General features: G+C 68.2%; 45 protein-coding genes. 4 read left to right on the top strand and 41 right to left on the bottom strand.

The window, feature by feature from the left end; all coding sequences use genetic code 11:
* Positions 1 to 3 precede the first annotated feature (3 nt).
* From A3CU_RS0141525 to A3CU_RS53780, 41 genes are all read right to left on the bottom strand, one after another.
* Positions 4 to 738, bottom strand: coding sequence for a hypothetical protein (locus tag A3CU_RS0141525; protein ID WP_052373124.1), 735 nt, complete (start codon positions 736 to 738; stop codon positions 4 to 6).
* Positions 739 to 924: 186 nt separating this feature from the next.
* Complete coding sequence (locus A3CU_RS0141520; protein ID WP_027947203.1) at positions 925 to 1,104, bottom strand: hypothetical protein; 180 nt, start codon at positions 1,102 to 1,104, stop codon at positions 925 to 927.
* Entirely contained in the window at positions 1,092 to 1,409 is a 318-nt protein-coding gene (locus A3CU_RS0141515; RefSeq protein WP_027947202.1) for a hypothetical protein, read from the bottom strand. The genes A3CU_RS0141520 and A3CU_RS0141515 overlap by 13 nt, the downstream gene beginning before the upstream one ends.
* Positions 1,409 to 2,272 carry a hypothetical protein gene (locus tag A3CU_RS0141510; RefSeq protein ID WP_027947201.1) on the bottom strand — a complete coding sequence of 288 codons (864 nt, stop codon included), beginning with the start codon at positions 2,270 to 2,272 and terminating at the stop codon, positions 1,409 to 1,411. Before A3CU_RS0141510 ends, A3CU_RS0141515 begins: the two co-directional genes overlap by 1 nt.
* A gap of 79 nt (positions 2,273 to 2,351) precedes the next feature.
* Positions 2,352 to 2,564, bottom strand: a complete 213-nt coding sequence (locus tag A3CU_RS53305; RefSeq protein ID WP_052373123.1) for a hypothetical protein — start codon at positions 2,562 to 2,564, stop codon at positions 2,352 to 2,354.
* A gap of 183 nt (positions 2,565 to 2,747) precedes the next feature.
* On the bottom strand, positions 2,748 to 3,149 hold the full coding sequence (locus A3CU_RS0141500; protein ID WP_027947200.1) for a helix-turn-helix domain-containing protein: 402 nt from the start codon (positions 3,147 to 3,149) through the stop codon (positions 2,748 to 2,750).
* Positions 3,146 to 3,979 carry a hypothetical protein gene (locus tag A3CU_RS0141495; protein WP_027947199.1) on the bottom strand — a complete coding sequence of 278 codons (834 nt, stop codon included), beginning with the start codon at positions 3,977 to 3,979 and terminating at the stop codon, positions 3,146 to 3,148. Before A3CU_RS0141495 ends, A3CU_RS0141500 begins: the two co-directional genes overlap by 4 nt.
* Complete coding sequence (locus A3CU_RS0141490; RefSeq protein WP_027947198.1) at positions 3,976 to 4,464, bottom strand: hypothetical protein; 489 nt, start codon at positions 4,462 to 4,464, stop codon at positions 3,976 to 3,978. The genes A3CU_RS0141495 and A3CU_RS0141490 overlap by 4 nt, the downstream gene beginning before the upstream one ends.
* Positions 4,461 to 4,799: a hypothetical protein gene (locus A3CU_RS0141485; protein WP_156960827.1), complete on the bottom strand. Its 339-nt coding sequence runs from the start codon at positions 4,797 to 4,799 to the stop codon at positions 4,461 to 4,463. Before A3CU_RS0141485 ends, A3CU_RS0141490 begins: the two co-directional genes overlap by 4 nt.
* Positions 4,800 to 4,969: 170 nt before the next feature.
* Complete coding sequence (locus A3CU_RS55340) at positions 4,970 to 5,104, bottom strand: hypothetical protein (protein WP_281174198.1); 135 nt, start codon at positions 5,102 to 5,104, stop codon at positions 4,970 to 4,972.
* Positions 5,104 to 5,316 (bottom strand): hypothetical protein, encoded by a 213-nt coding sequence (locus A3CU_RS0141475; protein WP_027947196.1) that lies wholly within the window; start codon positions 5,314 to 5,316, stop codon positions 5,104 to 5,106. The genes A3CU_RS55340 and A3CU_RS0141475 overlap by 1 nt, the downstream gene beginning before the upstream one ends.
* On the bottom strand, positions 5,313 to 5,543 hold the full coding sequence (locus tag A3CU_RS0141470; RefSeq protein ID WP_027947195.1) for a hypothetical protein: 231 nt from the start codon (positions 5,541 to 5,543) through the stop codon (positions 5,313 to 5,315). Before A3CU_RS0141470 ends, A3CU_RS0141475 begins: the two co-directional genes overlap by 4 nt.
* Positions 5,540 to 5,722 (bottom strand): hypothetical protein, encoded by a 183-nt coding sequence (locus tag A3CU_RS0141465; RefSeq protein WP_027947194.1) that lies wholly within the window; start codon positions 5,720 to 5,722, stop codon positions 5,540 to 5,542. Before A3CU_RS0141465 ends, A3CU_RS0141470 begins: the two co-directional genes overlap by 4 nt.
* Positions 5,723 to 6,190: 468 nt before the next feature.
* Complete coding sequence (locus tag A3CU_RS50460; protein ID WP_052373121.1) at positions 6,191 to 7,018, bottom strand: hypothetical protein; 828 nt, start codon at positions 7,016 to 7,018, stop codon at positions 6,191 to 6,193.
* On the bottom strand, positions 7,015 to 7,386 hold the full coding sequence (locus A3CU_RS0141455) for a hypothetical protein (RefSeq protein ID WP_027947193.1): 372 nt from the start codon (positions 7,384 to 7,386) through the stop codon (positions 7,015 to 7,017). The genes A3CU_RS50460 and A3CU_RS0141455 overlap by 4 nt, the downstream gene beginning before the upstream one ends.
* Positions 7,383 to 7,787 carry an ASCH domain-containing protein gene (locus A3CU_RS53795; protein WP_027947192.1) on the bottom strand — a complete coding sequence of 135 codons (405 nt, stop codon included), beginning with the start codon at positions 7,785 to 7,787 and terminating at the stop codon, positions 7,383 to 7,385. The genes A3CU_RS0141455 and A3CU_RS53795 overlap by 4 nt, the downstream gene beginning before the upstream one ends.
* Positions 7,784 to 8,212, bottom strand: coding sequence for a hypothetical protein (locus A3CU_RS53790; RefSeq protein ID WP_027947191.1), 429 nt, complete (start codon positions 8,210 to 8,212; stop codon positions 7,784 to 7,786). The genes A3CU_RS53795 and A3CU_RS53790 overlap by 4 nt, the downstream gene beginning before the upstream one ends.
* Positions 8,209 to 8,541, bottom strand: coding sequence for a hypothetical protein (locus A3CU_RS53300; protein ID WP_156960826.1), 333 nt, complete (start codon positions 8,539 to 8,541; stop codon positions 8,209 to 8,211). The genes A3CU_RS53790 and A3CU_RS53300 overlap by 4 nt, the downstream gene beginning before the upstream one ends.
* Positions 8,538 to 9,416: a hypothetical protein gene (locus A3CU_RS0141440; RefSeq protein WP_027947190.1), complete on the bottom strand. Its 879-nt coding sequence runs from the start codon at positions 9,414 to 9,416 to the stop codon at positions 8,538 to 8,540. Before A3CU_RS0141440 ends, A3CU_RS53300 begins: the two co-directional genes overlap by 4 nt.
* Positions 9,416 to 9,682 carry a hypothetical protein gene (locus A3CU_RS0141435; protein ID WP_027947189.1) on the bottom strand — a complete coding sequence of 89 codons (267 nt, stop codon included), beginning with the start codon at positions 9,680 to 9,682 and terminating at the stop codon, positions 9,416 to 9,418. Before A3CU_RS0141435 ends, A3CU_RS0141440 begins: the two co-directional genes overlap by 1 nt.
* Positions 9,683 to 9,753: 71 nt before the next feature.
* Positions 9,754 to 10,239, bottom strand: a complete 486-nt coding sequence (locus A3CU_RS0141430) for a hypothetical protein (protein ID WP_027947188.1) — start codon at positions 10,237 to 10,239, stop codon at positions 9,754 to 9,756.
* A gap of 105 nt (positions 10,240 to 10,344) precedes the next feature.
* Positions 10,345 to 10,587 carry a hypothetical protein gene (locus tag A3CU_RS0141425; RefSeq protein ID WP_027947187.1) on the bottom strand — a complete coding sequence of 81 codons (243 nt, stop codon included), beginning with the start codon at positions 10,585 to 10,587 and terminating at the stop codon, positions 10,345 to 10,347.
* A complete protein-coding gene (locus A3CU_RS55335; protein ID WP_281174197.1) occupies positions 10,584 to 10,712 on the bottom strand; it encodes a hypothetical protein in 129 nt (42 codons plus the stop codon). Before A3CU_RS55335 ends, A3CU_RS0141425 begins: the two co-directional genes overlap by 4 nt.
* Entirely contained in the window at positions 10,709 to 10,978 is a 270-nt protein-coding gene (locus tag A3CU_RS0141415) for a hypothetical protein (RefSeq protein ID WP_027947186.1), read from the bottom strand. The genes A3CU_RS55335 and A3CU_RS0141415 overlap by 4 nt, the downstream gene beginning before the upstream one ends.
* Positions 10,975 to 11,259, bottom strand: a complete 285-nt coding sequence (locus A3CU_RS0141410) for a hypothetical protein (protein ID WP_027947185.1) — start codon at positions 11,257 to 11,259, stop codon at positions 10,975 to 10,977. Before A3CU_RS0141410 ends, A3CU_RS0141415 begins: the two co-directional genes overlap by 4 nt.
* A 97-nt stretch (positions 11,260 to 11,356) precedes the next feature.
* A complete protein-coding gene (locus A3CU_RS49335) occupies positions 11,357 to 12,196 on the bottom strand; it encodes a deazapurine DNA modification protein DpdA family protein (protein WP_052373119.1) in 840 nt (279 codons plus the stop codon).
* A complete protein-coding gene (locus A3CU_RS50455) occupies positions 12,193 to 13,035 on the bottom strand; it encodes a sigma factor-like helix-turn-helix DNA-binding protein (RefSeq protein ID WP_156960825.1) in 843 nt (280 codons plus the stop codon). Before A3CU_RS50455 ends, A3CU_RS49335 begins: the two co-directional genes overlap by 4 nt.
* Positions 13,032 to 13,355 carry a hypothetical protein gene (locus tag A3CU_RS0141390; RefSeq protein ID WP_027947184.1) on the bottom strand — a complete coding sequence of 108 codons (324 nt, stop codon included), beginning with the start codon at positions 13,353 to 13,355 and terminating at the stop codon, positions 13,032 to 13,034. The genes A3CU_RS50455 and A3CU_RS0141390 overlap by 4 nt, the downstream gene beginning before the upstream one ends.
* Entirely contained in the window at positions 13,352 to 13,483 is a 132-nt protein-coding gene (locus A3CU_RS55330) for a hypothetical protein (RefSeq protein WP_281174196.1), read from the bottom strand. The genes A3CU_RS0141390 and A3CU_RS55330 overlap by 4 nt, the downstream gene beginning before the upstream one ends.
* Positions 13,480 to 13,989: a DUF1643 domain-containing protein gene (locus A3CU_RS0141380; protein ID WP_027947183.1), complete on the bottom strand. Its 510-nt coding sequence runs from the start codon at positions 13,987 to 13,989 to the stop codon at positions 13,480 to 13,482. Before A3CU_RS0141380 ends, A3CU_RS55330 begins: the two co-directional genes overlap by 4 nt.
* Positions 13,986 to 14,210, bottom strand: coding sequence for a hypothetical protein (locus tag A3CU_RS0141375; RefSeq protein ID WP_027947182.1), 225 nt, complete (start codon positions 14,208 to 14,210; stop codon positions 13,986 to 13,988). The genes A3CU_RS0141380 and A3CU_RS0141375 overlap by 4 nt, the downstream gene beginning before the upstream one ends.
* On the bottom strand, positions 14,210 to 14,938 hold the full coding sequence (locus A3CU_RS49325) for an exonuclease domain-containing protein (protein ID WP_084144234.1): 729 nt from the start codon (positions 14,936 to 14,938) through the stop codon (positions 14,210 to 14,212). The genes A3CU_RS0141375 and A3CU_RS49325 overlap by 1 nt, the downstream gene beginning before the upstream one ends.
* A complete protein-coding gene (gene bet, locus A3CU_RS50450; protein ID WP_052373116.1) occupies positions 14,935 to 16,146 on the bottom strand; it encodes a phage recombination protein Bet in 1,212 nt (403 codons plus the stop codon). Before bet ends, A3CU_RS49325 begins: the two co-directional genes overlap by 4 nt.
* A 3-nt stretch (positions 16,147 to 16,149) precedes the next feature.
* On the bottom strand, positions 16,150 to 17,049 hold the full coding sequence (locus A3CU_RS49315; protein ID WP_052373114.1) for a PD-(D/E)XK nuclease-like domain-containing protein: 900 nt from the start codon (positions 17,047 to 17,049) through the stop codon (positions 16,150 to 16,152).
* Entirely contained in the window at positions 17,046 to 17,441 is a 396-nt protein-coding gene (locus tag A3CU_RS0141355) for a hypothetical protein (protein WP_027947180.1), read from the bottom strand. Before A3CU_RS0141355 ends, A3CU_RS49315 begins: the two co-directional genes overlap by 4 nt.
* Complete coding sequence (locus A3CU_RS53295; protein ID WP_156960824.1) at positions 17,441 to 17,581, bottom strand: hypothetical protein; 141 nt, start codon at positions 17,579 to 17,581, stop codon at positions 17,441 to 17,443. Before A3CU_RS53295 ends, A3CU_RS0141355 begins: the two co-directional genes overlap by 1 nt.
* Positions 17,578 to 17,934 carry an RING finger protein gene (locus A3CU_RS0141345; RefSeq protein WP_027947179.1) on the bottom strand — a complete coding sequence of 119 codons (357 nt, stop codon included), beginning with the start codon at positions 17,932 to 17,934 and terminating at the stop codon, positions 17,578 to 17,580. The genes A3CU_RS53295 and A3CU_RS0141345 overlap by 4 nt, the downstream gene beginning before the upstream one ends.
* The gene (locus A3CU_RS0141340; protein WP_027947178.1) at positions 17,931 to 18,212 is read right to left on the bottom strand and encodes a hypothetical protein; all 282 of its coding nucleotides are present in this window, start codon (positions 18,210 to 18,212) and stop codon (positions 17,931 to 17,933) included. Before A3CU_RS0141340 ends, A3CU_RS0141345 begins: the two co-directional genes overlap by 4 nt.
* Positions 18,209 to 18,385, bottom strand: coding sequence for a hypothetical protein (locus A3CU_RS53290; RefSeq protein WP_156960823.1), 177 nt, complete (start codon positions 18,383 to 18,385; stop codon positions 18,209 to 18,211). The genes A3CU_RS0141340 and A3CU_RS53290 overlap by 4 nt, the downstream gene beginning before the upstream one ends.
* Positions 18,386 to 18,497: 112 nt before the next feature.
* Positions 18,498 to 18,749, bottom strand: a complete 252-nt coding sequence (locus A3CU_RS53785; RefSeq protein ID WP_027947177.1) for a helix-turn-helix domain-containing protein — start codon at positions 18,747 to 18,749, stop codon at positions 18,498 to 18,500.
* On the bottom strand, positions 18,746 to 19,102 hold the full coding sequence (locus tag A3CU_RS53780) for a hypothetical protein (RefSeq protein WP_169739755.1): 357 nt from the start codon (positions 19,100 to 19,102) through the stop codon (positions 18,746 to 18,748). Before A3CU_RS53780 ends, A3CU_RS53785 begins: the two co-directional genes overlap by 4 nt.
* 245 nt (positions 19,103 to 19,347) lie before the next feature.
* Between A3CU_RS53780 and A3CU_RS0141320 the strand changes: the two genes are divergently transcribed.
* The 4 genes from A3CU_RS0141320 (at position 19,348) to A3CU_RS49310 (ending at position 22,013) form a co-directional block, all read left to right on the top strand.
* Entirely contained in the window at positions 19,348 to 19,800 is a 453-nt protein-coding gene (locus A3CU_RS0141320) for a helix-turn-helix domain-containing protein (RefSeq protein WP_027947175.1), read from the top strand.
* Positions 19,801 to 19,919: 119 nt separating this feature from the next.
* Positions 19,920 to 20,222 (top strand): hypothetical protein, encoded by a 303-nt coding sequence (locus tag A3CU_RS0141315; RefSeq protein WP_027947174.1) that lies wholly within the window; start codon positions 19,920 to 19,922, stop codon positions 20,220 to 20,222.
* Positions 20,223 to 20,226: 4 nt separating this feature from the next.
* On the top strand, positions 20,227 to 21,525 hold the full coding sequence (locus tag A3CU_RS0141310; protein WP_027947173.1) for a site-specific integrase: 1,299 nt from the start codon (positions 20,227 to 20,229) through the stop codon (positions 21,523 to 21,525).
* A 206-nt stretch (positions 21,526 to 21,731) separates the two neighbouring features.
* On the top strand, positions 21,732 to 22,013 hold the full coding sequence (locus tag A3CU_RS49310; RefSeq protein WP_043844349.1) for a hypothetical protein: 282 nt from the start codon (positions 21,732 to 21,734) through the stop codon (positions 22,011 to 22,013).
* The last annotated feature ends 249 nt before the right edge of the window (positions 22,014 to 22,262 follow it).

The following is a 22,262-nucleotide window of genomic DNA, read 5'->3' as shown; positions in this document are numbered from 1 at the left end:
GGGTTATGCGACGGCGTGGAGTGCGCGCCGCAGCGCGGCTGGTGCCTCCTTGAGTTGCTGGTCGGTGAGGCCGAGGTCAGCGAACACGCTGGTTAACACCTGTTCGATGAGGGCGCCCTGGCGCTCGGCGAGCCGGACTTGCCGTTCGGCGATTCCGGCGTCGAGGGCGAGTTTGGCGAACCGTGCGCACCGGTCGCGTTCGGTGGCTTCGAGTTGGGCGAGTCCGCGGATGGCTTCGCCGGTGGCGTAGACGCTGCCGTTGTTGCTCGCCGAGTAGGTGTTGCCGACGAGGGCGGCGACTCCGCCGGTGGTGAAGATCCGGTCGAGGTCGCCGCGGGCTTGCTGCACCGCGGCGGGCTCGGTGTCCTCGTCGCCGCTGTCGCCGCGGCCGGTGGTGAGCAGTTGGTGGGCGTCGTGCGCGGTCTTGAGGCGTTCAGCGGCGTCGTAGGCGTCGGCGAGCAGCCGCGAGTAGTGCTCGGCGCGCGCGGCGGACTGGGACAGCAGTTTGAGCAGGGTTTCGGCCGGGTCGACGGTGGTGTTGCCGAGACCCCACGCCATGACTTCGGCCCGCACAGCTGCCTTGGCCTTGACTTGCTTGGCGTTGCCGCCGTGCATTCGGCACACCTTGCCGCCCCTGATCGCCTCGGCTTTGCAGGGCCGGGTGATCGCCTTGCCGTCCGGGTCGCGTTTGATGCGGCCGTCCTGCTTGATCGGGACCTTGCTGGTGCACTTGGCCACGGGTACCTCCGAGCATGGGAAAGCCCCCGTCGCTGGGGGTCGACGGGGGCTTTCGTGGGCGCGTCCCGTACGGACACTGCACCAACGGTGACAAATTTAGCCTTCGCTTCGATCTTCGGCAACTAAGCGTGACTGGCGCGGCGTGTCGTCATTCAAGGCCGCCGTGCCCGCAGGAACGCGATCAGGTCATCCACGGGTCAGCTCCATGCCGTCGAGGTAGGCCAGACCCTCGGGTGGTCTCCAGCCGCTGCGGAGCAACACGCCCGCGATGTCGTTGGGCGACATGCCGGCGTTGATGCACGCGCCTATGCAGAGCGCGAGTTCGTCCTGAACGGTGGTATTGCTGGCGTTGATCAGGTCATCCATCGGCGTAGCCACCCTCCGTTGTGGGCCGCGTGCGGCGGCGGGTTGGGGTCGAACCGGAAGTCGCGGGCTGCGCGTTGCATGGCTTGCCGGTGCGCGGCTTCCATCGCGTTCGGGTCGACGATGACGAGCTTGTCGTCGCCGATGAAGCGGTTCACCTGCACCGACCACAGACCGCCGATGCCGTAGGCGTCGATCATCGTCTTGACGCGAGATTCCCACTCGGGTGAGCAGATCACGACGCGGCGGGAGTCCTCGAGTTCCTGCATCGCGACGCGCAGGTTTTCCAGCGGGTTCAACCCGGCCATCACGCCACCTTCCTGTGGTGTCGCCGTGCCCGTGAGGCTTCGGCGTCGTCGCGGTGCACGAGGAGTCTCCCGCCGCGTTTCTCCGTGCGCCAGGCCAGCCCGTTCTTGCGGTCCTCGCTGGCCCACCGCCACAGGGTGCCGACGGCGACGCCGTAGTCGTCGGCGAGGGTGGCGTAGTCGGCCCACGGGTCGCCGATCTCGCGCCAGCGGGACCGTGGCCACACGGTGCCGCACGTCCGGCAGCGGATCTCGTCGTCGCTGGCGCGGACTCGGAGGGTTGCGCCGCATTCCCGGTAGATGGTTTCGCTGGTGAAGACCTCTTCGCCGATGGCGACGAGCCCGGGGCAGGGCCCGATCCGCATGGCGCGTTCGGTGAGCCGTCCGGCGTTGAGCAGGCTGGACAGTGCTTCGCGCATCTCGCGCGCGAACTCGTCGAGCCACGGCGAGGACATGACGTGGTCCCAGTGGAACCGGATGGTGCGCAGTTCACGGCCGAAGGTGGCCCGTTCGGCGGGTGGCAGGGCGCCGACTTCTTCGCGGATGCACCGTGCCCACGATTCGACGGTGGCGACGACGCCGTGGCCCAGTTCGGATGACCATTTGGTGCGCATGTCGCCGTGGGCGATGAGCGCGTCGAGGGCTGGGCTGCGCGGCCCGTATCCGGGTGTGCCTCTTTCGCCGGGGGCGCTGTGGGGGGCGAGGGCGTCGGCGGTTTGGAGGGTGATGAGCCGGTCGGCGAGGTCGCCGAGCACGCCCATGAGCCGTTGCTCGCACGGTGTGCAGGCGAGCTGGCCGGGCGCGGCCGGGTACGGGATGCCGTCGGCGTTCAAGCAGCCCAGCACGCAGGGCACGGCGGTGGTCAACGGTTCCTCCAGGTGGCGAGTCGGGCAGCGGTAAGCCCGGTGGCGAGTGCCACCGGGCCGACGAGGTAGGCGAGAAGGGTCACTCGGCTTCCGTGGGTGTGACTTCGAGCCAGAGCCGCCGTGTGCCGGGGCCGGGGTGGATGACGGGCATGTGTTCGGTGACGTGCTGGTCGGTGTCGTTGGGCACGATTCCGGCATCGACGAGGCCGTCGATGGCGGGTTTCGAGGTGGCGGTGAGGTTGGGTGCGTCGGTGACGGATCGCCGGCCGCCGGGCGCGTAGTGCAGCTGCACGGTGATGTGGCCGGCGGCGGGGAGCCGTTTGGAGCGGGCGCCGAGGTGGGCGGCGTGGCGGATGGTCTTGACGTGCCGGGCGCGGGCGGTGGTGGAGCCGGTCGTTATGGGTGAGCGGCCGGCATCCGGTCTTGAGCTGGATGACCATGGGCAGGTCGATCTCGACGGCAGTGCGGGGCTGGGTCACGCCTGGTCCTCGCTGTTCTCCTGGGAAGACGGGGCGGGGCGCACCGGGAAGCGAGTCAGGACCTTTTCGTAGGCCTGCCACGCGATGCCCAAGCGCTCGTCGATCTGGCCGAAGACGACTCCGCGCACCAGTTCTCGGAACCGGTTCTCGGCATCGGCCGGGATGATGTGCGCTTCCACGCCGGGACGATCGCCGAGCAGCAGCCATGCGGGGTCCACATCGAGGGCTTGTGCAGTGCCGATGACCTGTTCGGCTGTGGCGGCTTGGCGTCCGGCTTCGATGTTGACGATGCTGCTTCGGGTGAGGCTGAGCCGGTTGCCGAGTTGGATTTGAGTGAGGCGAGCGCGTTCGCGCGCGTCACGGACACGCTCGCCGTACTCGGTGGTGTAGGCGCTCACCGCGTCTCCCCCGGTTCCTCGGACGGAGTCGGCTGGGTGATGTCCGACAGTGCGGCGGCGATTCGCTCAGCAACCCACCCACGGATGTCCGCGCCGTTGTCGTCCATTGCCTCCGCCACCTGAATCTCCAGGTCGGCGCCCTCCTCGGGATAGTGGGAGCCGAGCACCCACCAGCCAGGCGGCATCGTTTCGTCGAAATAGGGGCTGCCGGGCTCGATGTGGGCTGCATGGATGGGGTAGGTAATCCTCGGCTGCGCCTCGCCCGGGTTGTCGCCGCTCTCACCGGCAGGGCGGGCGAGGCATGCCCGGATCTGCCGCGTGCTGACGTGCTCGGCGTGGCCGCAGTCTCCGGACAGCGCGGCGAGCACGCGCTGCATGGTTTCGGCGGCGTTGCGCCACTGGCCGGCGGAGGCTTCGGCGGCGGCCAGCTTCTGGCTGAGGTCGGCCAGTGCGGGTGCGATGACGGCCACGGCGGCATCGACGAACGAGTCGGACTCCTCGTCCCCGCCGTAGGGAACGAAGCCGTTGTCGTAGCCCCAGCGTTCGGCGTCGAGCTTGCGGAACGCTTCGGCGATGTGAACGCGCAGGGCTGCGGTGTCGGCTGGCACATGCTCACTCGACATGCTCACCACATGCTCATGAGCATGTGCGGTGTCGGTGGTGGTCTGGTCCTGACGCCCGGTCAACCCGGCCCGCGACGCCCGCGCGTAGCAGGTTTCGCCGGTCATGCCGTCGGGGTGGCAGTAGTCGCGGTCGCCCACCATGCCCTCCATGTCGTGGTAGGTGCGGCCACACGCCTCGCATGTCCGAGTGGTCTGGTCCGCGGTCACTGGGGCTCCTGGGTGTCGATGATCAGTTCATGCGGCGGGATGCCGACGATCTCGCCGTCGGTGCCGTCCAGTTCGACCGGCACGACGTCGGCGGGGTAGCCGATGATGCGGCGTTGCACGGTGCCCAGCCAGCCGCGGCCGGAGCGGGTCTCCATCACCCGCTGACCGGCCCGGAACTCACGGGCAGCCAGCGGTGCCTCGGCCTCTCGCCGCACCCGCTGCACCAGCACCGGCGTGGGGAGGTCTCGAACCAGGGCCTGCGCCTCGGTCTCGGTGGTTTCCCACCGCCACACCTGCACCGGGCCGGGCGCATGGGTGGCCATGTCGCGGACAGCCGCCGACGATGCGGCGATCATCTGCTCACGCGGCCGGGCGGACAGTAGCCGGGTGGGGCCGTCCTGGCACACCACGTATGCGGCCCACAGGTCTCCGACGGGGTAGCGCAGAATCGCGATCCCGATGCTCGTGGTCTGGTTCTGGGTCACTGCTGCTCCTCGGTGCTGGTCAGGGCGGTGCGGATCTCCTCGGCGACGGCGTGCTTGAGCTTCGAGGCGATCGCCAGCGCCTTCTCGATGCGGGCCCGGTCCCGGCCGTCAACCAGGAGGCCAACAACGGCAAGGTGGTGCGCGATCTCCGCCGGTGCTAGGTGGTCAACCTGGTCGCTCCAGATGATCCGCGTAGCCCGTTCGATGGTGTCTCCGCTCGCGGCCGGCGCAGCGGCGCGGAGAACCTGCTCGACGATGGCCTGCCGCTCCTCGCCTGGTCGGCAGGTCGGGGTCCAGTCGATCGATGCCGCGATGGCGGCCGGGTCCTGGGTCACTTGGTCCTCCTCGGGGTGGATGTAGGCGGTGCTTCCGCCGGTGGGCATCCGACGGAAGAAGTTGACGGGAAAAGCGGGTCTGATTTGACCCACACGGTTTCCGGCGTCCGTGGACACCAGCGAACCGGGGTTCGTGGCTCCACGGCGATCTGAGGCGGCAGGAATGGGCATCAGCGCGCCTCGCTCTCGCCGTCGGAAGCCTCGGACTCGTCGTCCGTGGCGGCCAGGTCGCGGAGCACGGCGGCGAGGATCGGCGTGTCCGCCGTGTCCAACCGGGCGGGAAGCGCTGTCTCGGTGTCGGCCATCAGGACCGGACCTCGGTCAGCGGCGCGTACGGGGCCAGCGACTGCCACGACACGGCGTAGTCGGGGTCCTCGCCCGCCACCTGCCACGCCATGGGTTCGATGCGCTCCCACACGTCGCCCTCGTTGTCGCGGACTCGGGCCACGTCGCTCGGTTCGGGGTCTCCGGCCTGGAAGACGCGCTGCTGGGGCTGGAACTGGATCACTTCGTTCATCGGTTCTCCCTGGTAGATGGACGGGTTTCGGTGCTGGACGGGTGTGGCCGGGCGTCGGGGTTGCCGCCCCAGAGCCGGGCGCGGCGTCGTTCGGGCAGGAATTCGGGGTGGCAGATCAGGCAGCGCAAGGGCTGGTCGTCGTCGAGGGTGTGGCCGAGCTGCCAGCCGTTGGCGCAGTGGTGGCCGGTGTCGGGGTCGATGGGCTCGCCGGTGCGGTCGAGGGTCATGTGAACTGCACCTGGAACGTGGCTCGTCCCTGCAGCGCGTCGAGGGCTTTCTGCGCGCGGTCGGGGTCCTGGAGTGCGAGCAGCGTGATCAGGCTGGGGATCACGTCGAACGCGCGCTCCCGGACGGCCCGCGCGATGCCCTGCACGATCTGGTCCGGGGTGAATTCGTGCTCGCTCAACGGGTTCTCCTTCGACGGTGGTGGCGATGGCTTCGGGCAGGAACTCCAGGACGGGTTCGCGGTGGTCGCGTTTCCACGCGGCGATCTGGGCGTCGGTCATGCCGCACAGCAGGCTGGTGGCGTCTACTGGGATGGGTTCGCCGCCGAGGGTGAAGAACCCCACGGGGAAGTCGGTGAGTTTGGCGAGGGCGAGCAGTTGCTCCCAGGTGGGGTAGAGCTGGCCGTCTTCCCACATGTCCACCGCGGGCTCGGCAACGCCACACGCTTCGTCAACTTCCGGCCCGTAGAGGCCACGGATGTCGAGGGCGGCGGTGATGCGCCACGGGGTCACGCATCCGGCGCGCCAGGCGCGGTAGGTCTCTTGCTGGTCGACGGTCCGCTGGTGTTTGCGGCGGGCGATGGCGGCGGATTCCTGGGCGGTGAGGCGACGCCCGGCTTTGCCCCAGCGGCGGCGCGGCTCGTCGCGGGTCATGCCGGCCTCCGAACCAACTTCGCGAGGCTGTCGACGTCGCGGTCTTTCAGCAGCCGATCGAGATCACCACGTACGTACGTGAGTTGGCCGAGGAGGTATTCGGCCCGGCTCTGGACTTCGCGCGCACGACCACGCGCGGCCTTCAGGTCCGTCAGTGCCTCGACGACCTCATCGACGCTGACGGTCTCGCGATAGCCGTCACCGAGGCCACCGCCGTAGGCCACCCCGAGCGCATCGACGATCTGGGTGATGACCTGCATGCGGTCGGACATGTGGGTCGCACGACCGGCCGCCGTCAGTTGGTTCTCCAGGTCGCGGATGCGGTTGTCCCGACGCTCCAGGTCTACCCGAGCCGCCCGATGCTGGCTGCGCTCGTCCTGGAGCTTCCAGTGCAGCCACGTGGCGATCCGCAGGTACGCCGGAGCCTGGTCGACCGGCTTGAGCTGGGGTGCGTCCACGATGACGGTCATCGAGCGAGTGCGGCGCCCGGACGGCGGGGCCATGACGCCCCACGTAGGCGGCAGTTCCAGGCCTTCAATGAGCGACAGGTCCGAGACCACCAGCCACCACCGGTCGCAGTACCGCATCCAGGCGTCGGACTTGGTGTGGTCGGCCAGCTCGACTTGCAGGTCGCGTCGCGAAACCTTGATCTCGTGGCCGACGAGGTCCTGACCGAACCCGGCCGTCACCCCCTGCCAGATCAGATCCGCACGCCGGTCGGAACTCGGCGCGGCGATCTCCGGAGCGAAGACCCCGCCCGGCGGCTTGGTCTCTGGCAGATAGTGGCGCCGCAGCATGTCGATCATGTTCTTTGCGGTACTCACGACGCCACCCCCAGCCCGTCGGCGGTTTCCTCGGCCCGCCACCGTGCGATCTGCTCGGCGGTGGGTCCGGTGTCGGGGAGGCCGACGAGGCGGCGCAGGTAGACGAGTTCATCGCGGGAAAGCTGCTGCACCGGCGCGTGTTCGGGGTTGCCGGTGCGTTTCCAGTTCGTGTAGTGGCCGAGGCAGTAGCCGCGGGCGGTGCGGGTGTTGGTGCAACCGTCGACCGAGCAGTGGGTGTCCTTTTCGGGCGCGGTGACGCGTCCCGCGCGCCGAAGCTGCTGGTAGTGGTTGTTGCACAGGCCTTTGGCTTTGCGGTTGCGGGTGCAGCCCTTGATGGTGCAGGTGGGCCTGGTGAGGGTCGTGGTCATGACTGCTCACCGGCTTCCCAATGCCACAGGCCGAGCCGACCGGTCACGAGCGCGGGCTCCGCGAGGCGCTGCACGTTCGCAAGCCGCCAGTGATGCTGGCCTGGTTCGGCCCAGGGTCCGCACGCGCAGGTACCTCCGCTGACGGCTTGCGCGCAGACGTCGACCAGTTCGGCGGTGGCGATGACGGCGCCGCGGGTGAGCGGCTGGTCGAGTTCGGCGGTGTCGGCACCGATGGTGGCGAGGAGTTGGCGCACGAGCGGCATGGCGTGGCGGTCGATGGTTTTGCCGGCGTGGATGGCGAGCGGGCCGCGGTAGCTGGTGGTCCAGCTGCGGTTTTCGATGGGCTTGTGGCCGGCGGCGATGGCCCAGGCCCAGGGCTGCTTGACGGTGAGCGCTTTCACGATGCCTCGCCTCGGTTGTGGCGGACCTGGTCCAGTTCTTCGCGGGCTCGCTGGCGGGCCGCTTGGTGTTCGGCCGAGTCGGGCGCGGGTCGGTGTCCGCGGGCGTGGCGCGGTAGGCGGAAGGCGTTGCCGATGAGGTCGCGCATCCGGCGGCGGGTGTCCTCGGACGCGGGCTGCGCGGGCGGCAAGGCCTCGTAGCGCGGCGGCTGGCCGGCACCGGCGCGGACGCGCCTGGTGATGTGCGCGGGCATCAGGAACTCGGTGTTCTCGGCGTAGTGCGCGTGGATGGCTTCGAGCGCGGCGTCGAAGGTCCACCGGCCGCGGGCGCTGGCTTCGGTCCAGGCGGCGATGTTCAACTCGCCGGGGCGCCGGTTGTCGTAGCCCATGGCCACGGCGAGCAGGGCGCGGATCTGGTCGTCGTTCACGCTGCACCGCCTCGCGTCGCCGTTGCGCAGCGTCGGCAGGAGTGGTCGCCGTCGTGGCCGAAGGGGCGGGCGCAGGGAACGTCGCCGCAGCACCACGTGGCGCAGGCGCCCGCGACCAGCAGCCCGTCTGAGCACTCGCGTTCACTGGCGCAGGCCACGCATTCGACGCTCGTGAGCAGCCGCGCGGTCTGGTTCAGCAGGTCTCCGGGAAAGGCCACGTGCCGCAGATAGCGATGGCCAGGGGCTATGGGGCGCACGTTCGGTGTGCCCGAGCAGCTGTCGCAGGCGTGCTCGCGACGGGCTGTCACGGCTTTCACGGTGGTGCTCATGACGCTCCTCCTGGGAGTGCTCGGAGTGGGGGCGGCGTGTGGCCGCCGGCGAGGAATTGCTGGGCGAACGCGTCGGTGGCGTTGACGGCCGGTGCCGGCGAGGCGCGCGTGGTGGCGCCGCGGGCTTCCTTGCGGATGTCGTCGACGAGACCGGGCAGGAGTTTCGGGCCGATGCCGCTGCGCTGGTTCCAGCGTTCGAGGGCGGCGGTCAGGGTGGGTTCGTCGACTTCGGGCAGCAGGGTGGCGACTTCGATGGCGAGGAGGGTGCGGGTGGCGCTGGTGATGTCGCGGCCGAGAGTGCGGTCGACGAGTCGGTAGGCCCTGGTGCTGTAGGGGCCGCTGATGCCGCTGCCGTTTCGCGCGGGCGCGCTACTTACAGGCGGCTGACTCGATAAGTCCTTAAGTTCTTCCTCTTTCTCTCTCTCTGTTATCGCTGAGTTATTACCTGGGTTATAACTCGACTTATCACTGTTGTTGATCTCCGAGGGGGTGCTTTCCTCGCAGTACGGACACCCCTCTTTGATCACTCCACGGGCCTTGTGCCAGCGGTTATGCATCCCCAGCGAGCCGCCCTTGGCACGCCCGCCGGACGCCTGCCGACGCTCCTCCGAGGACTGCTGCCAGTCCAAATAGTCGTGCATCAGCAAGACGCCGCTTGACTCGTCGGTAACTTTGGAATTTATCAGTTCGTTACGTACCTTCGGCGGCACTTTCCGCCACCGAGCCGGCGTGATTTCGCCGTCGGTGTCGTGCTTCCAGCACCACGTCCACAGCCGGATGAGTTCGCGGAACGCGCGGTCGGACAGTGCCTCGATCTTCGGGTGATCAGGCATGTTCACGTCCACCTTGATGAACAGGTGCCGGTCGTGGGCCATCAGGCTGCGGCCTCTTTCTGTGCGTGGTGCGGCGCGAGCCTGAGCCGGGTCCGGATGCGCGCGGTGGTGTAGGTGGTCATGCGGGTGTGTGTGGCGATCTCGACATCGGTCCAGCCCTGGTCCCAGAGGTCTTCGACGAGGCGTTCTCGGTCGGCTGCCCGGAGGACTTCGGCAGGGAGTTCGCCGCGCCAGCACGCGTTGTAGAGCTCCTGCGCGGTGATCGGGCGGCCGCCGGGTGGTTCTGTGGTGTGCAGGTGGATCGCCACGGCGCACCTCCTTTCGTGGTCTGGGAGTCCGGGCCGCCGCGGGGTCGGGTCACTCGCGGCGGCCCGGCGGGTCAGGCGGTGGGTTCGGACTCGGTTTGGCCGCCCCATGCGAGGTGTCGTCGTTCGACGAGCAGGTCTTGGCCGTCGGCGAGCACGATGTGCACGTGCTCGCCGCGGATCTCGCGGACGAGTCCCGGCTTCCATTCGTCGCCGGTGTAGTTCCACTCGACGTGCTGCCCGACGTACGGGAGTTGGTCCGTGAGGACGGCGAGCATGGCGCGGACGCGGCGGCGTTCCTTCTCGGCGTGGAGGCCCTTTGGGGGCCACGGGATGCCGGTGACGTAGCCGTCGGATGCCGCCCACGAAGCGGCTGCGATGCGCTCGACGGTGGCGTCGTCGGTGGACAACTTGCGGTATCCGGCGTTGGTGAGGTTGTTGGCGAGCGCTTTCAGGTATTCCGGCGCGAGCGGTTCCCAGTCGCCGGTCTCCTCGTTCCAGTCGGAGTCGTAGCGGGCGATGTCGGTAGCGAGTCCGCTGCACTTCTCGGTGCTGGTCATGTCTCTGTTCCTTCGCTGGTCAGTGGCGGGATGGTCCCGGCTGTCCGGGCTGGTGATGTGTGGCGGTCGCGCCGTGACGGGGGCTGTGGCGGTCGGGCGCGGGGGTCACGTCTGGTCCTCGGTGCGCTCGAAGGTCCAGCTGCCGATACCGCCGCCGTTGAGCCATCCCATGCAGGTCAGGTAGTTCGGGTGGCCACACAGGCAGTAGGCGTCCGTGTCGTTCGTGCCGGGCACGGGTCGTTCGGATTCGCCGTGCATGACGGGGGCATTGCCGATCCAGTCGGGCTCCGGTTCGACGTGCGTGTCGTCCGGGTAGCAGCACTCGGGATCGCAGAGGCGCAGGCTCACGACGCATCTCCGCACCTGCAGCGGATGCCGCCGCGGCCGTCTTCGATCTCGCTGAACACGGCGTTGCGAACGAAGTGCCGCGCGACGGTGTCGATTGCGGCCTTGAGCTTCTCGCGGTCGGTCATGCCTCGCTCCCGATCGGCTCGGGCAGCTGCACGTCGACCACGGGACGCGGAAGCGCTTTCTCGATGGCCCTGGCCTTGAGTTCGGCGGGGAGCTTCGAAAACGGGATGCGGGTCAGGCCGCGCTCGTTCTGGTTGCAGTAGCACCAGCCGTTGTACTGCGGCCTGAACTGGTGGTACTCCCCCTCGGGGGTCTTGCGGTACGGCGGGTCGTACGGCCCGTACCGGAACCACTGGTAGCCCTTGGGGTCCGGGATTCGGGCGGTCATCGCGCACCGCCGGCAGGCGCCTCGGCAGCCACTCCGAACTTTTCGAGCAGGTCCGGACCGCCGTGGTCGCGCAGCAGTTTCAGGGCGGCCCGGCCGCCGTTGTGCCGGGCGACCTGCCGCGTGATGTGCTCGGCGAGCTGGATCTGCTCGATGGTGCCGCGAGACAGGAGGTAGAGCAGGCGGGAGATGTCGTGTGTGCCGGTGACGGCCATGACGACGACCGGGTCGGGTCCGAACTGGTCCCCAGTGTTCTTGTCGTAGGCGCGGGTTTCGTAGCTCATCGGTAGTCCTTTGTGGATTGTGCGCGCTGGTGTGCGCGCGTGAGTTGGGTGGCGGTGTCGGTCAGCACGTGGGCGGACCAGGTGGCGGCAAGGGTGATCACGCGACCTCCTCGCCTTCGAGCGACGTGAACAGGTCGAGCTGCCAGACGCTCCCGATCGCGGCTAGGACCTCACCGCGCCACGTCAAGGCGTAGGGCAGGCAGTTGGCGCAGTTCTTGTGCCCGGTGCCGCCGCACCGTGGGCGGCCGTGCCGGCGCGCGTCGAACGACCACGCCATGCTGTCCGCGCTGCCGATGTTGAACTCGTGCTCGGTCTCGGCGGTGAGCATGTGGCCGTAGGCCGCCAGGCCCGTCTTTTTCACTCCGAATCCGTGCAGTGCCATGCCGGGATCAACTGCGCGGAGCGCCGTCACGACGGCGCCGATCTCTCCTGTTGCTTGGCGCCGGCACACCGAGCCCAGGCCGACCACGGGGTATTCGGTGAAGTCGACACCGTGCGCGCCATAGAGGTCGAGGCAGCGCAGGTAGTCGTCGCGGTTCCAGCCCTGCAGGACAGGCATGAACGGGCAGCTGTACCGGTCGCCCCAAACTTCCTGCAGTCGCAGGAAGTTCACGACGGTGCGGCGCTGATGTTCCGCCACTGTGAGACCGGTTTTCGCGAGCATCACCGGCTCGCACATCCAGTCCTGCGGGGCGGCCCATTCGAGCTTGCCGATTTCCTCGTCGTAGCGGCGCACCGCGGCGACGTAGTCCTCGGGGCTGGTGCGCCACTCGCCGAACAGCGACAGTTCGCTGAAACCACCGCTGTCCAGCGCCCATCCTGCGCGTGCACGCGGAAGGGTCTTGCGGCCGGACAGCCGGCGGTGGGACACGAACAACGGCACACCGGCGTGCGCCAGCCAGGAAGGTTGATGGGTACCCAGATAGAAGTGGATCACGCGGCCACCGCCCGAGCGCGGTGCAACGCCTGTTCGACCGTGTTCTCCTTGACGCCGAACCGGGCCGCAATTGCCGCGACGGATTCGCCGCACTTGCGGAGATACAGCAGTTCCTCGGCGGGTGGCAGTACTCCCTTGCGGCGCACTGGCTCTGTGCCCTCAGGCTGCGCAACCGGGTCGTCGATCGTGTCGTCATCCCACGCCTGCGGTGGCACGAAACCGTGCCGCTGCGCATAGGTGCGTGCCCGTGACGCGGCGATCTTGTCCCGGTGGGTGTCCTCCGGCGGCCGGATGTCCCACAGCTCGTTGTAGAGCACGCGGACGGCCCGGACGGTCGCCGCGTGCAGGCGGGCGCGCTGCATGGTGCTGCCGAAGTTCGTCGGCGTCATGCCGAGTCGAGCGGCGAGCTTCGCCTTGGACCAGCCCATCGCGATGAGCGCTTCCAGGCGGCGGCGCGTGCCGGTGCCGTCGACCAGGGCGTTGTCGCCGAGGTTGTCGAGCGTGGCCCGGACGGCAAGGATCTTCCGTTCCGTCTCGGGCCGGATCCGCTTCGACGGGCCGTCGAACCGCTTACGGTCGCCGTAGATCAGTTTCCAGACGACGCTGTGGTCCAGGCCGGCCAGCTGGGCGACGCGTTTCCAGCCGAGCCCGGCTGCTTGGAGCTTGCGGACGTGCTGACGTGCCGGTTCGGCGTCGACGTAGGCCTGGCGGCCGTATGCGCGCTGGCGGCGCCGGTGGTTCTCGTAGGCGCGAGAGGCCGTGCGGCAGACCTCGCAGTGGCATTTCTCGACGACGTACTTCGTCCGGCCATGCGGACGCGTCTTCACTGGGCTGCTCACGCGTCCTCCGCATCGATGCCGAGCACGTCCTGGAGGTCCAGTTCTGTGGCGATGTCGATGACGTCGTCGCAGGGCCAGGGGCGCCGCTGATACCAGCCGGACGACGAGGACCGATAGCAGGCGACACAGTTGCCGTCCCGGTCAGGCGCGTGCCGGTCAAGCACTTTCCGCAGTGCTTTCACGAGCCAGGCGATGCCAACGGTCCAGTCTTCGCCAACCTTGATCGAGGGCAGTCTGTTGCGCGGGTTGGCGTTCCATCCGGCGATGACGTCGGCGAGCTCGTCGATCGCGGGCCGGATGTCGTTGACGCGGCGGTTCACCGGCCCTCACCTCGCCGGTTCTGTTCGTCGAGCAGCAGGACGTATTCGTCGGTCCAGCGCATGGAGTCGCCGCGGTCGAGCAGGGCGATGGCCCAGTCGGCGAGGCGCGCGAGAAGACGGCGGATCACCGGGCCACCTCCTGCACCGGCACGGGCAACAGATCGGCCCGCAGGTACAGCGGGTGCCGCGGCTGGCCGTCACCCGTGGTCGCGAGCAGGTGCGGCCGGACACCCCGGCTCGCCAGGAGCCCGAGCACCTCGCGCCCTCGATCCCCGCCGCGGGCACCCCAGGCCACGATCGTCAGCGGCTCGCCGACGCATCGGGCCAGGTGCGCGTCGTTGTCCGGCCCGATCGGTTCGGAGTGCCGGTCGAGTTCGCGTGGGTCAGTTGCACGCAGGGCGTAGAGGTTGCGGACGACAATGCCGCCGTAACCCCACGCCTTCGCGAAGGCGATGCACCGGCGAATGGTCGGGTCATCGAGGTTCGCGTCGGCGGTGGACGGGTTGAGCATCACCCAGCCGACGGGCGGGCCGTCCGACCAGCGGCGAGTCAGCTCGTAGCGGTAGGTGCCGCACGGGCTGATCACGGCCGACTTCTGGACTTCCTCGGCGAACAGTGGAAGCGGCTCGCTCACCGGTCACCTCGCACGATCAGCAGCCATGCGAACGACAGGAAGACACCAGCGCCGGCGAGGACACGCCAGCCGATGCCGAGCCCCGGCCAGGTGCCGGTGACGGCGAGGCTCGCGGCGGTTCCGAAAGCGACGGGCACGGCGACGGCGAGCGTGTCGATGATGTGGCGCAGGCGCCGGTCCCCGCGGGCGTAGCGCTCGGCCTCCGTGATCCGGGCGGCCATCACTGGTCACCGCCCGCAGGCTCGGGCAGCGAGACGGCAACCGGACGCAGCGGCCATTCGAGCGGCACGATCTCGTCGCTCCCCTTGGCGCGGAAGTACTCCTGCAAGCTCGCGGCCTGCTCGGCGTGCCAGGCGATCTGGTGCGCGTGTAGCTCAGGGAGCCGCATCCCGGCCAATTCCGGGTAGACGCGGGCGAGCCGCCACGCCACGCGGGCCGCGGCGAGCGCGTCCGCAGCCGCACCATGCGCGTCCTGCTCAGACAGTTCGATGCGGTAGTGCCGCGCGGTATCGACGAGCTTGCGAGATCCGCGCCGGAACCGGTCGTAATGCTTGTCGATCACCAGCGGGTCGATGACCGCAGCCGTGTCCAGTTCGCCGAGACCGTGGCGGCGCATCTCGCGGTCCAGCAGCGACAGGTCGTAGCTCGCGTTGTAGACCACGACGGGGTGCGTCTTGAGCCACGCCCTTGTCAGTGCGCCCGCGATGGCCCACACAACGTCAGCCGCTGGCTCACCGTGCTGCCTGGCGTGCTCGGTGGTGATGCCATGCACGGCGGTCGCCTCGGCCGGGATGTCGATGCCGGGGTCGGCGAGCCACTCGCGCACGTCTTTCGCGCCGGTGGAGGGGTCGACCGTGACGACGGCTGCCGTCACGATCCGGGCGGTTTCGACGTCCACAGAGGTTGTTTCCAGGTCAAACGCCACGAAGGGGCGTTCGTGCCAGTTCACTGAGCCCCCTCCTCGTCGGCGTTGGCCAGCGCGAAGTCAAGTGCTCGCTGCGGATCGCTGTCCTTGAGGCAGCCGTCCAGGGTGTCGATGACGCGCCCGATCTCGTCCCGGTTGAGGTCCTTCGTCGTGGAGATCTCGCGGCGGGCCAGGGTGCCGACGATCTGGTGTTTCTCGCCGTCGCCGATGTCGAGCTTGGTCAGCACCGTGTGGAGCTTCGTGAGCTGCGCCTGGGTAGCGGGCTTGTAGACGGTGCCCGGCTCGGCTGCGGCCGGCTCGGGGGCCGGTTCCGCGGTGCCGGGCTCGGGGGCAGAAAGCAGCGCCTCGACCATGTCGGCGATCGGGCCCTGGTTGGCGAGGTCTTCGAGCGCGCGGATCAGCTCCGAAGCCTCAGCCTCGGTGAGCTCCTTCGGCGAGGTGATCTCGCGCTTGATCAACTGCGCTGTGATCCGCAGCTGTTTGTTGGCGTCGACCCCCTTGAGGAGCGTGCCGAGCCTCTTCCACTGCTCGGCGGTGATCACGTTCTCGGCGGGTGCGAGCAGGGTTGCGGCTCTTTCGCGACGCGGCTTGGCCAGAGGCGGGTTGTCGGCCTGGCCCATCTCGTCGTCGGTGTAGATGTCGGCGAGGTCTTGCGGGAACGCCATGCGCCACGCGGCGGCCTCGGCGCATTTGGCGATCTGCCCGGCAGGACGCTGCGTCCACATCGCGTTCAGTGAACCGTCGCGCTTGGTTTGCTTGTATTCGTCGAAGTTCGCGACCGCCGTGAACGGCTGCCCGTCGCGGCGGATCGTGACGCGGGCGGCGATCGGCAGACCCCACGCAGCGGACCACACGGGCACCCATGTCCCGTTGTCGCGGCACCATTCGGGGGCGTCCACGGAGATCGTTTCGCCGGTGCGGGCAGCGGCGCGGCGGCCGATGAGCCGGTAGCCGTCGATTCCGGTTTGAATGGTCTGCTTGGTGACCTTGACCCAGTTACCTTGCGCGTCCTTTTCGGACGCCTGGCGGCCGATCATGTAGATCTGGCGGGCGAACGGGTCGAGCCCCGTGCGCTTGACGACGTGGAAGAACACGGCAAGGTCGCCCTGTGAAGCGTTCTCGACGCCGATGTGGGCCAAGGCCTGTGTTTGCGCTTCGGTGAACTGGTGCTGCTCGTCGGCAATGGTGAGGGCCGTCTGCGACGGCGGGGTGTAGGTGACCATCTCGGTCATGGGTCAGAACTCCATCTCGTCGAGGGTGTCGGCGCGGTACCAGGCGGGCGGCTGGATGCGGTGGATTCCGTCGCCGTAGCCGGGCCAGTGGCCGGTTTCCTGGCAGCGGGCGTACAGGTCGATCGCGAACCGGACACGGTCGTGGGCGACGTCGAGGAACTCGGCGGTGAGCTCGACGACGCTCACGAGGTGCGGCGGTTCCTTCTCCACCAGGACGTGAATGAAGCGGGGCGCGATATCCCGGCCGGTGAGCAGCGCCGCGCCGGTCTGGTAGTGCGTGGCTTGCTCCCCGTAGCCGTATTCGGTGGCGTGGCGGGCGAATCGCGCCGGGTTAGCGCTCCTGGCCGTTTTGAGGTCCACGACCACGCCGGGCCGCTCGTGCCAGTAGTCGAGCCGTCCGCGGCAGCGCACGCCGGTGAACGGGTCGTCCCACAGGATGCTGACCTCGGGGGCCGCGTCGGACAGCAGTTGCGCCGCGTCGCGGTGTGCGAGCACGGCGTCGGCCATCGCCGACACTTCGGCGTACTCGTCGGGCTTGAGCACGGTCTTGCCCTCGGCGCGCGCGGCGGCCACGAACGCCTTGGCCGCCTTGGTTGAGGCGGCACCGTTCGTAGCGAGCAACTCGTCGGGGATCACCGCGACCGGGAGGCCGACACCGAGCACGCGGGCGTGCACCGCGTGGCCGACGTCGAACGCCTTGCGCGGCGGGGCCGGGTGGTCGGCGTGCCACCGGTACACCGCAGGCGCCTCCAACATGCGCTTGATGCCCGTGGACGACAGGCCCGGCAATGCGTGGTACGTGGCCTCGTCGACGTCCGGGTAGACGCCGGGTTCGGTGATCTGGAGTTTCTCCGCAACGATCCGGTCGTAGACGTCCTGCTCGGTCGAGATCGTCGCGGTCACCGTCCACCGCCGAGGTTTTTCGCCCGGTACTGGTCCTCGGCGTGTTCCTTCCATGCCTTGCGGAGCGCGTCCTCGTCGCGCCACTTGCGCACTACGAGTTCCGGCTTGGAGCGGGAGCCGTCGAGTACGAACTCCAGCTCGTCGCCGTGGATTTCCTTCAACCCGGCGACGATCTTGCGGACGGCGTCGCTCTGGTCGCCGAGGATCATGTCGATCGTCACGGGCAGGCTGAGCACCCGGTCGAACACCCGGTGGTCGTTGTAGATGAGCCAGCTCTCGCCGAGCTCCTGGAACCGGGCCTTCAGCTCGTCGATCGGCATGGCGGCGCTGTCAGCGAGCAGGTTGTCGAAGTCGGCCAGCAGGTCCTTGCTCACGTCGTTGGAGGTGGCCATCAGTTGCTCGCTTCCTCGCCCATGGCGGGCGGGTTGGTCGTGGTGGTTTCGCCCTGCTCGCGTCGGGCGGTCTTCTCCGCGGCGCGCTCGGCGGCGCGCGGGTCGGCCATGGCGTCCAGCCAGTCGCGTCGGGTGCTCACGGGATCAGCACCTCCACGACGGTCGGCCGGTCGGCGCCCTTCACGGCCTGGCGGGCGCACGGCCGGCACATGACCTCGTGGCCGTCGCGGCCGATGTAAACCTCGGTGTCGCCCTCACGGCCCTCGAGCTGGCAGACCTTGCACGGGCCGTGCGTGTCCCGCAGCACCTCGTAGGCGTGGGCACCGAGCATCCGCATCTCGGCGATGAACAGCTCGGTCTCGGTCGGTTGGGCCAGCGCGGTCTCAGCGGCACGCGGACGGCGGTGCTGCGGACCGCGGGTCCGGTCGATCTGGATGCCGTGCCGCTCCAGCAGCGCGGCCACGCCATACATGCTGCGGTGATCGCGGCTCATGCCTCACCGCCGTGGTTCGACCAGGTGAGACGGCGCTTTCCGTTGCTCCAGCCGTGGTCCTCGAACGCGCAGCGCCAGGCCGGGGACTGGCAGGTGACGCCGGGGTAGAGCACGTCCCCGCAGATCTCCGGCTGCTGCCCGTCGACCGGCGGGACGGCACCCTTGCGGAGCGCGTTGAGGGCGGCCTCGCGGTTGGGGATCTCGTTGACGATGCGGGCCTGGTAGAGCGCGACCTCCATGTCGCGGACCTGCTGCTCGGTGAACTCGGTGTCGCTCATGCCTGGCTCCCCTCGTTGTTGGTGCGGGTGGCGCAGCGGTCACGCAGCCAGGCCAGGTCCCGCCGGCGGGCCTGCCGCTCCAGTTCGGCCGGGTCGTGGTCCACGTGGCCCTGGCCGTGCTTCTCGTCGAGCACGACCCGCGTGCGCTTGGGCTTGGTACGGTTGTGCTTCACCGGGTTCTCCTTTGCTGGTCCGGTGGAGCCCGTTCCGTGCGGCTTGGCGGTTGACACGGAGCGGGCGTTTTTCATGGGGCCCAGCCGCTCGGGATGCGGCTGGGAGATCAGGTCACGCGCTTTCGGGCAGCGCGAGGAGTCGCCGCAGTTCGTCGTCAGGCACGAGGTAGCGGCCGTTGATCTCGACGGCCCGGATCTGACCGGAGTGGATGAGGTCGAGCACGGTTTCGTACTCCAGGCCGAGCTTCTCGGCGACCTCGCGCGGCTTCCACGCGGCGCGATCGGGCTTCTTCGCGGCCTTCTTCAGGGCGGCGACCTCGCGGGTGAGTTTGTCGAGGGCTTCGACGACATCAGCGATGGTCATGCCGCTTCCCCAGATGCCGGCCGCCGCTTCGGTTCCGCCTTGGTCGGCCGCTTCGGACTGGAGGGTGCGCGGGTGTCCCGGCGCGTGTCCTTCGGGCGGTCGCGTGCCTCGTCGGGGCCGCCGTCGGCCGTCGCCAGGATGTCCTCCACGACGGTGCGGAGTTCTTCGTCCGGAGCTTTGAGGACACGCGCGATGTCGTAGACCCGCTGCAGGCGGATCGGGTCGGTGCCCGCAACCGCGTTGCGGAGTGATCCGTACGGGACAGCGGGGACCGCTTCGGCGAGTGCCTTGGAGTCGACGAAGCCCCGCTCGGCCATGCGATGTTTCACTCGCGGGCTGTTCAAGTTGGGCATGTGCGTCAGTCTGCATCACTCTGCAACGGCAAGTCAAGGAATGTGTTGCATGGCGTTGAATGATGATGAACTTGCGGCCTTGCTGTCTGCAAATTTCTGCACTACTCTGCATCGACATGGACATAAAGTCACCGCTCGATCGGGGCAAGCGGGGCAAAACGTGCAGGTCACGGCATGGTCCTGTCTGCGCGGGTCTGCAAGACTCTGCGCTTGTGAGGCTCAGGACTGCTGACTACAGCGAAAAGATGCGCCGCCGACTCGGGGAAGCGGTGCGTATCCAGAGAGAAGCGGACGGCTACAAGTACCGTCGCCCCTTTGCCGAGTTCGCAGGCATCAGCAAGCGCAGCCTCGACGACATCGAGCAAGGCAACCCCGGCGTCGGAGAGATCAACCTTCGCGCCGTCGGCCGCGCACTGTCCACCTGGAACGAAGACACCCCGCGTGTGATCCTCGAAGACGGCCCCATCCCGCCGACTAAGCAGCCCGGGCCGACCGAGCCTGAGCCCATCGGGCCGGTCATGTCGGAGGCGGAGGCCGATCTGGCTGCTCGGCGCATCGAGGTCGCTCACATGTCGGACGAGCAGATCTTCGCTCTGGCGGACCGCATTCACGCGGTGCTGGGTGTCGAGGCTAAGCGGCAGTGGCTCGAAGGTGCTTTCGAAATCCAGCGCAAGGCGCGAATGCGTAGCTCTGAGTGACGGATTGTGCGCGTGTTTTGGTCTAAATGAGTGATACTGGCCAGTAGCTCGTAACCCATTCGGAACGTAGCAGTAAAGACCGATGCAAGGAGTTATTTCGCATCGGAATGGGACATTGTATGAAGATCCATGAGAGTGAATGGGCGCGGATCTCGCTCTGGGTGATCCTCGCTGTGGTGACCTGCGCAAGCGCGTTTGTCACGTGGCTCGCGGCGACGGACAAAGCCGTGCCGGCAGCTGCCATCGGTGCCGCGTCGCTCACCGTCATCTGCTGGCTGTCGGTAATCGGTCTGCGCATCATTATGGTCGTTCGTCGCGAGCACGATCAGCTCAGAAAGGATTTCGAGAAAAGCCAGCTCAGCCGCTATGTTGCGGCCGTCAAGACCACCGAGGACCTCCCGCCGGATTTTCGAGATAGGTGACCACATGGCCAGACGGCGTACTCCAATCGGCACCTACGGTGTCATTCACACGACAAAGATCCGCGAGAAAACAAAGGGCCGATCGGCCATCTGGGAAGCCCGCACACGGTTCCGCCTGCGCAACGGACGCGTCCTGCGCCCGCGGCGCCGCGGACCGAGCGAAAGCGCCGCCGTCGACGAGTTGAAAGCGGCGCTGGTCAAGCTCGCCGACGAGGTGTCCGGAAAGAAGATCAGCCCCGACACGCGCTTCGGGCACGTGGCTGACCTGTGGCTGGCCGAGCTGGAACGCAAGGTCGCCGAGGGCGAGCGCGCTCCGAAGACCTTGTACGACTATCGCGACACGGTCCGCAACCACGTCAAGAAGCAGTTCGGCGAGATGACGTGCCGTGAGGTCCAGGAAGACGTGGGCTTCTGCGACGAGGTGATCAAGGGTGTCAAGGACGGAGTGCGCAAGGCACTGAAGAAGGGCGGCAAGCGCGGTGAGTCCGGCGTGGCGGCGGCCAGGCGGGTGCGCGCTGTGCTGTCGGGGATCTGCGCCTACGCGGTGCGGAACCAGGCGATGACGGCGAACCCGATCAAGTCGGTCGAGGCGATCGCCGCGGCCGCGGAGGCGAAGCCGATCCGCGCGCTGGAGCCGGGGGAGCGTGGCGACTTCCTCGCCAAGCTTGCCGCGGCGGTGAAGGCGCGGGCCGAGGACCCGAAGCGCCGGCTCGGCGTGCGCGCTCAGGGATGGCTGGATTTGCCGGACCTCGCGCTCGCCGGGCTCGCCACCGGCGGCCGGATCGGTGAGGTGCTCGCCCTGGCCGCCGATGACGTGGATCCGCGGGAGCGGAAGGTCGCGTTGTCGCATCACCTGATCCGTGTGGAGGGTGTCGGGATCGTGCGGCAGCCGCTGCGCAAGGGCAACCGCGCGGTCCTGGTGGTCCGGGTGCCGAGCTGGAGCGTGGAGATGTTCCGCCGGCGGAAGCTGGAGTCGGGCGGCGGCACGCTGTTCCGGACGTGGAATGGGGAGCTGGAGGACCCGGGCAACGTGATGAAGCGGCTTCGGAAGGTGTGCGACGAGATCGGCTACGGCTGGGTCACCTCGCACGTGTTCCGGAAGACGACGGCGTCGCATCTCGGCGACAGCGACATCTCGAGCGAGGCGATCGCCGATCAGCTCGGCAACACGCGCGATGTCGTCGAGGGGCATTACCGGCGTCCGCAGATCGCGAACGAGAAGACGGCCGGTGCGCTGGAGAGCATGTTCGATGTGCCGGCCGAGGGGGCCGAAGAGGGTGAGGAGGGCGAGGAGACCGGCTAGTCGGACTGTGGTCCATTAATGGACCACATTGGAACCCGATTCAACTCGATAAGACCCGACGATTTTAGGGAGTTCCCCCAGGTGAAAACGCTAGAGTCGAATAAAGTCGACGGTAATCATCTAATCTCTAGGTCGCAGGTTCGAGTCCTGCCGAGGGCACACCGGTTGACCTGGCGGAACTGGCCGCCTGAAGCGGCCGATCCGGGTTGCGGGACATCACTTGGGACGCGAAACCAAGCTACCCTCGCCGCACGGCGGCATACGAGAAGGCACGGAAGCGTCCGCGTGGCTCGATCGACGTGCGGCCGAGCGGTGCGCTGCGCGTACGGGTGTTCGCTGGGTACGACTCGATCACCGGCAAGCGCAACTATCTCGTTGAACACGTTCCGCCTGGGCCAGACGCGGAGCGCGAGGCCGAAGCGGCCCTCGTCCGGCTGCTCAACGAGGTCAACGAGCGTCGCAACCCTAGCCCAGGGCTTTCACGGTAATTCGATGTGTGGGTGTGTCGGATAGGGAGAAAGGTGCTCTGACCTGGGAGAATCCGGTTTGCTGAGGACCGATTTTTCCGAGATCTGGAGCACCTTTCTGGTGAGTGAGTCTACGGGGTTCTATCCCATGCCTGTTGTTGACGCGGCCGGAAACGGGGTGGTTTCTCACGCGGGTGCGGTGCTGCTGGCTGATACCGCGCGGGCGCTGGGGCTGGACCGGGAGCTCTCGGCGGCGTTGGGGCCGTGGCG

This window comes from Amycolatopsis taiwanensis DSM 45107, assembly GCF_000519205.1.
In the GTDB taxonomy this organism is placed as follows: domain Bacteria; phylum Actinomycetota; class Actinomycetes; order Mycobacteriales; family Pseudonocardiaceae; genus Amycolatopsis_E; species Amycolatopsis_E taiwanensis.
Note: the sequence above shows the minus strand (reverse complement) of the source record. Positions and strands in the feature narration are given on the sequence as shown.

Bases quoted from the DNA above. Each gene is read 5' to 3' on its own strand.
- A3CU_RS0141520 (WP_027947203.1), bottom strand. From the start codon at position 1,104: ATGGATGACCTGATCAACGCCAGCAATACCACCGTTCAGGACGAACTC.
- A3CU_RS0141515 (WP_027947202.1), bottom strand. From the start codon at position 1,409: ATGGCCGGGTTGAACCCGCTGGAAAACCTGCGCGTCGCGATGCAGGAA.
- A3CU_RS55340 (WP_281174198.1), bottom strand. From the start codon at position 5,104: ATGGCCGACACCGAGACAGCGCTTCCCGCCCGGTTGGACACGGCGGAC.
- A3CU_RS0141475 (WP_027947196.1), bottom strand. From the start codon at position 5,316: ATGAACGAAGTGATCCAGTTCCAGCCCCAGCAGCGCGTCTTCCAGGCC.
- A3CU_RS0141470 (WP_027947195.1), bottom strand. From the start codon at position 5,543: ATGACCCTCGACCGCACCGGCGAGCCCATCGACCCCGACACCGGCCAC.
- A3CU_RS0141455 (WP_027947193.1), bottom strand. From the start codon at position 7,386: ATGACCACGACCCTCACCAGGCCCACCTGCACCATCAAGGGCTGCACC.
- A3CU_RS53300 (WP_156960826.1), bottom strand. From the start codon at position 8,541: ATGAGCACCACCGTGAAAGCCGTGACAGCCCGTCGCGAGCACGCCTGC.
- A3CU_RS0141440 (WP_027947190.1), bottom strand. From the start codon at position 9,416: ATGGCCCACGACCGGCACCTGTTCATCAAGGTGGACGTGAACATGCCT.
- A3CU_RS0141430 (WP_027947188.1), bottom strand. From the start codon at position 10,239: ATGACCAGCACCGAGAAGTGCAGCGGACTCGCTACCGACATCGCCCGC.
- A3CU_RS55335 (WP_281174197.1), bottom strand. From the start codon at position 10,712: ATGACCGACCGCGAGAAGCTCAAGGCCGCAATCGACACCGTCGCGCGG.
- A3CU_RS0141415 (WP_027947186.1), bottom strand. From the start codon at position 10,978: ATGACCGCCCGAATCCCGGACCCCAAGGGCTACCAGTGGTTCCGGTAC.
- A3CU_RS0141410 (WP_027947185.1), bottom strand. From the start codon at position 11,259: ATGAGCTACGAAACCCGCGCCTACGACAAGAACACTGGGGACCAGTTC.
- A3CU_RS0141375 (WP_027947182.1), bottom strand. From the start codon at position 14,210: ATGGCCGCCCGGATCACGGAGGCCGAGCGCTACGCCCGCGGGGACCGG.
- bet (WP_052373116.1), bottom strand. From the start codon at position 16,146: ATGACCGAGATGGTCACCTACACCCCGCCGTCGCAGACGGCCCTCACC.
- A3CU_RS0141355 (WP_027947180.1), bottom strand. From the start codon at position 17,441: ATGGCCACCTCCAACGACGTGAGCAAGGACCTGCTGGCCGACTTCGAC.
- A3CU_RS0141345 (WP_027947179.1), bottom strand. From the start codon at position 17,934: ATGAGCCGCGATCACCGCAGCATGTATGGCGTGGCCGCGCTGCTGGAG.
- A3CU_RS0141340 (WP_027947178.1), bottom strand. From the start codon at position 18,212: ATGAGCGACACCGAGTTCACCGAGCAGCAGGTCCGCGACATGGAGGTC.
- A3CU_RS53785 (WP_027947177.1), bottom strand. From the start codon at position 18,749: ATGACCATCGCTGATGTCGTCGAAGCCCTCGACAAACTCACCCGCGAG.
- A3CU_RS53780 (WP_169739755.1), bottom strand. From the start codon at position 19,102: ATGCCCAACTTGAACAGCCCGCGAGTGAAACATCGCATGGCCGAGCGG.
- A3CU_RS0141320 (WP_027947175.1), top strand. From the start codon at position 19,348: ATGCGCCGCCGACTCGGGGAAGCGGTGCGTATCCAGAGAGAAGCGGAC.
- A3CU_RS0141315 (WP_027947174.1), top strand. From the start codon at position 19,920: ATGAAGATCCATGAGAGTGAATGGGCGCGGATCTCGCTCTGGGTGATC.
- A3CU_RS0141310 (WP_027947173.1), top strand. From the start codon at position 20,227: ATGGCCAGACGGCGTACTCCAATCGGCACCTACGGTGTCATTCACACG.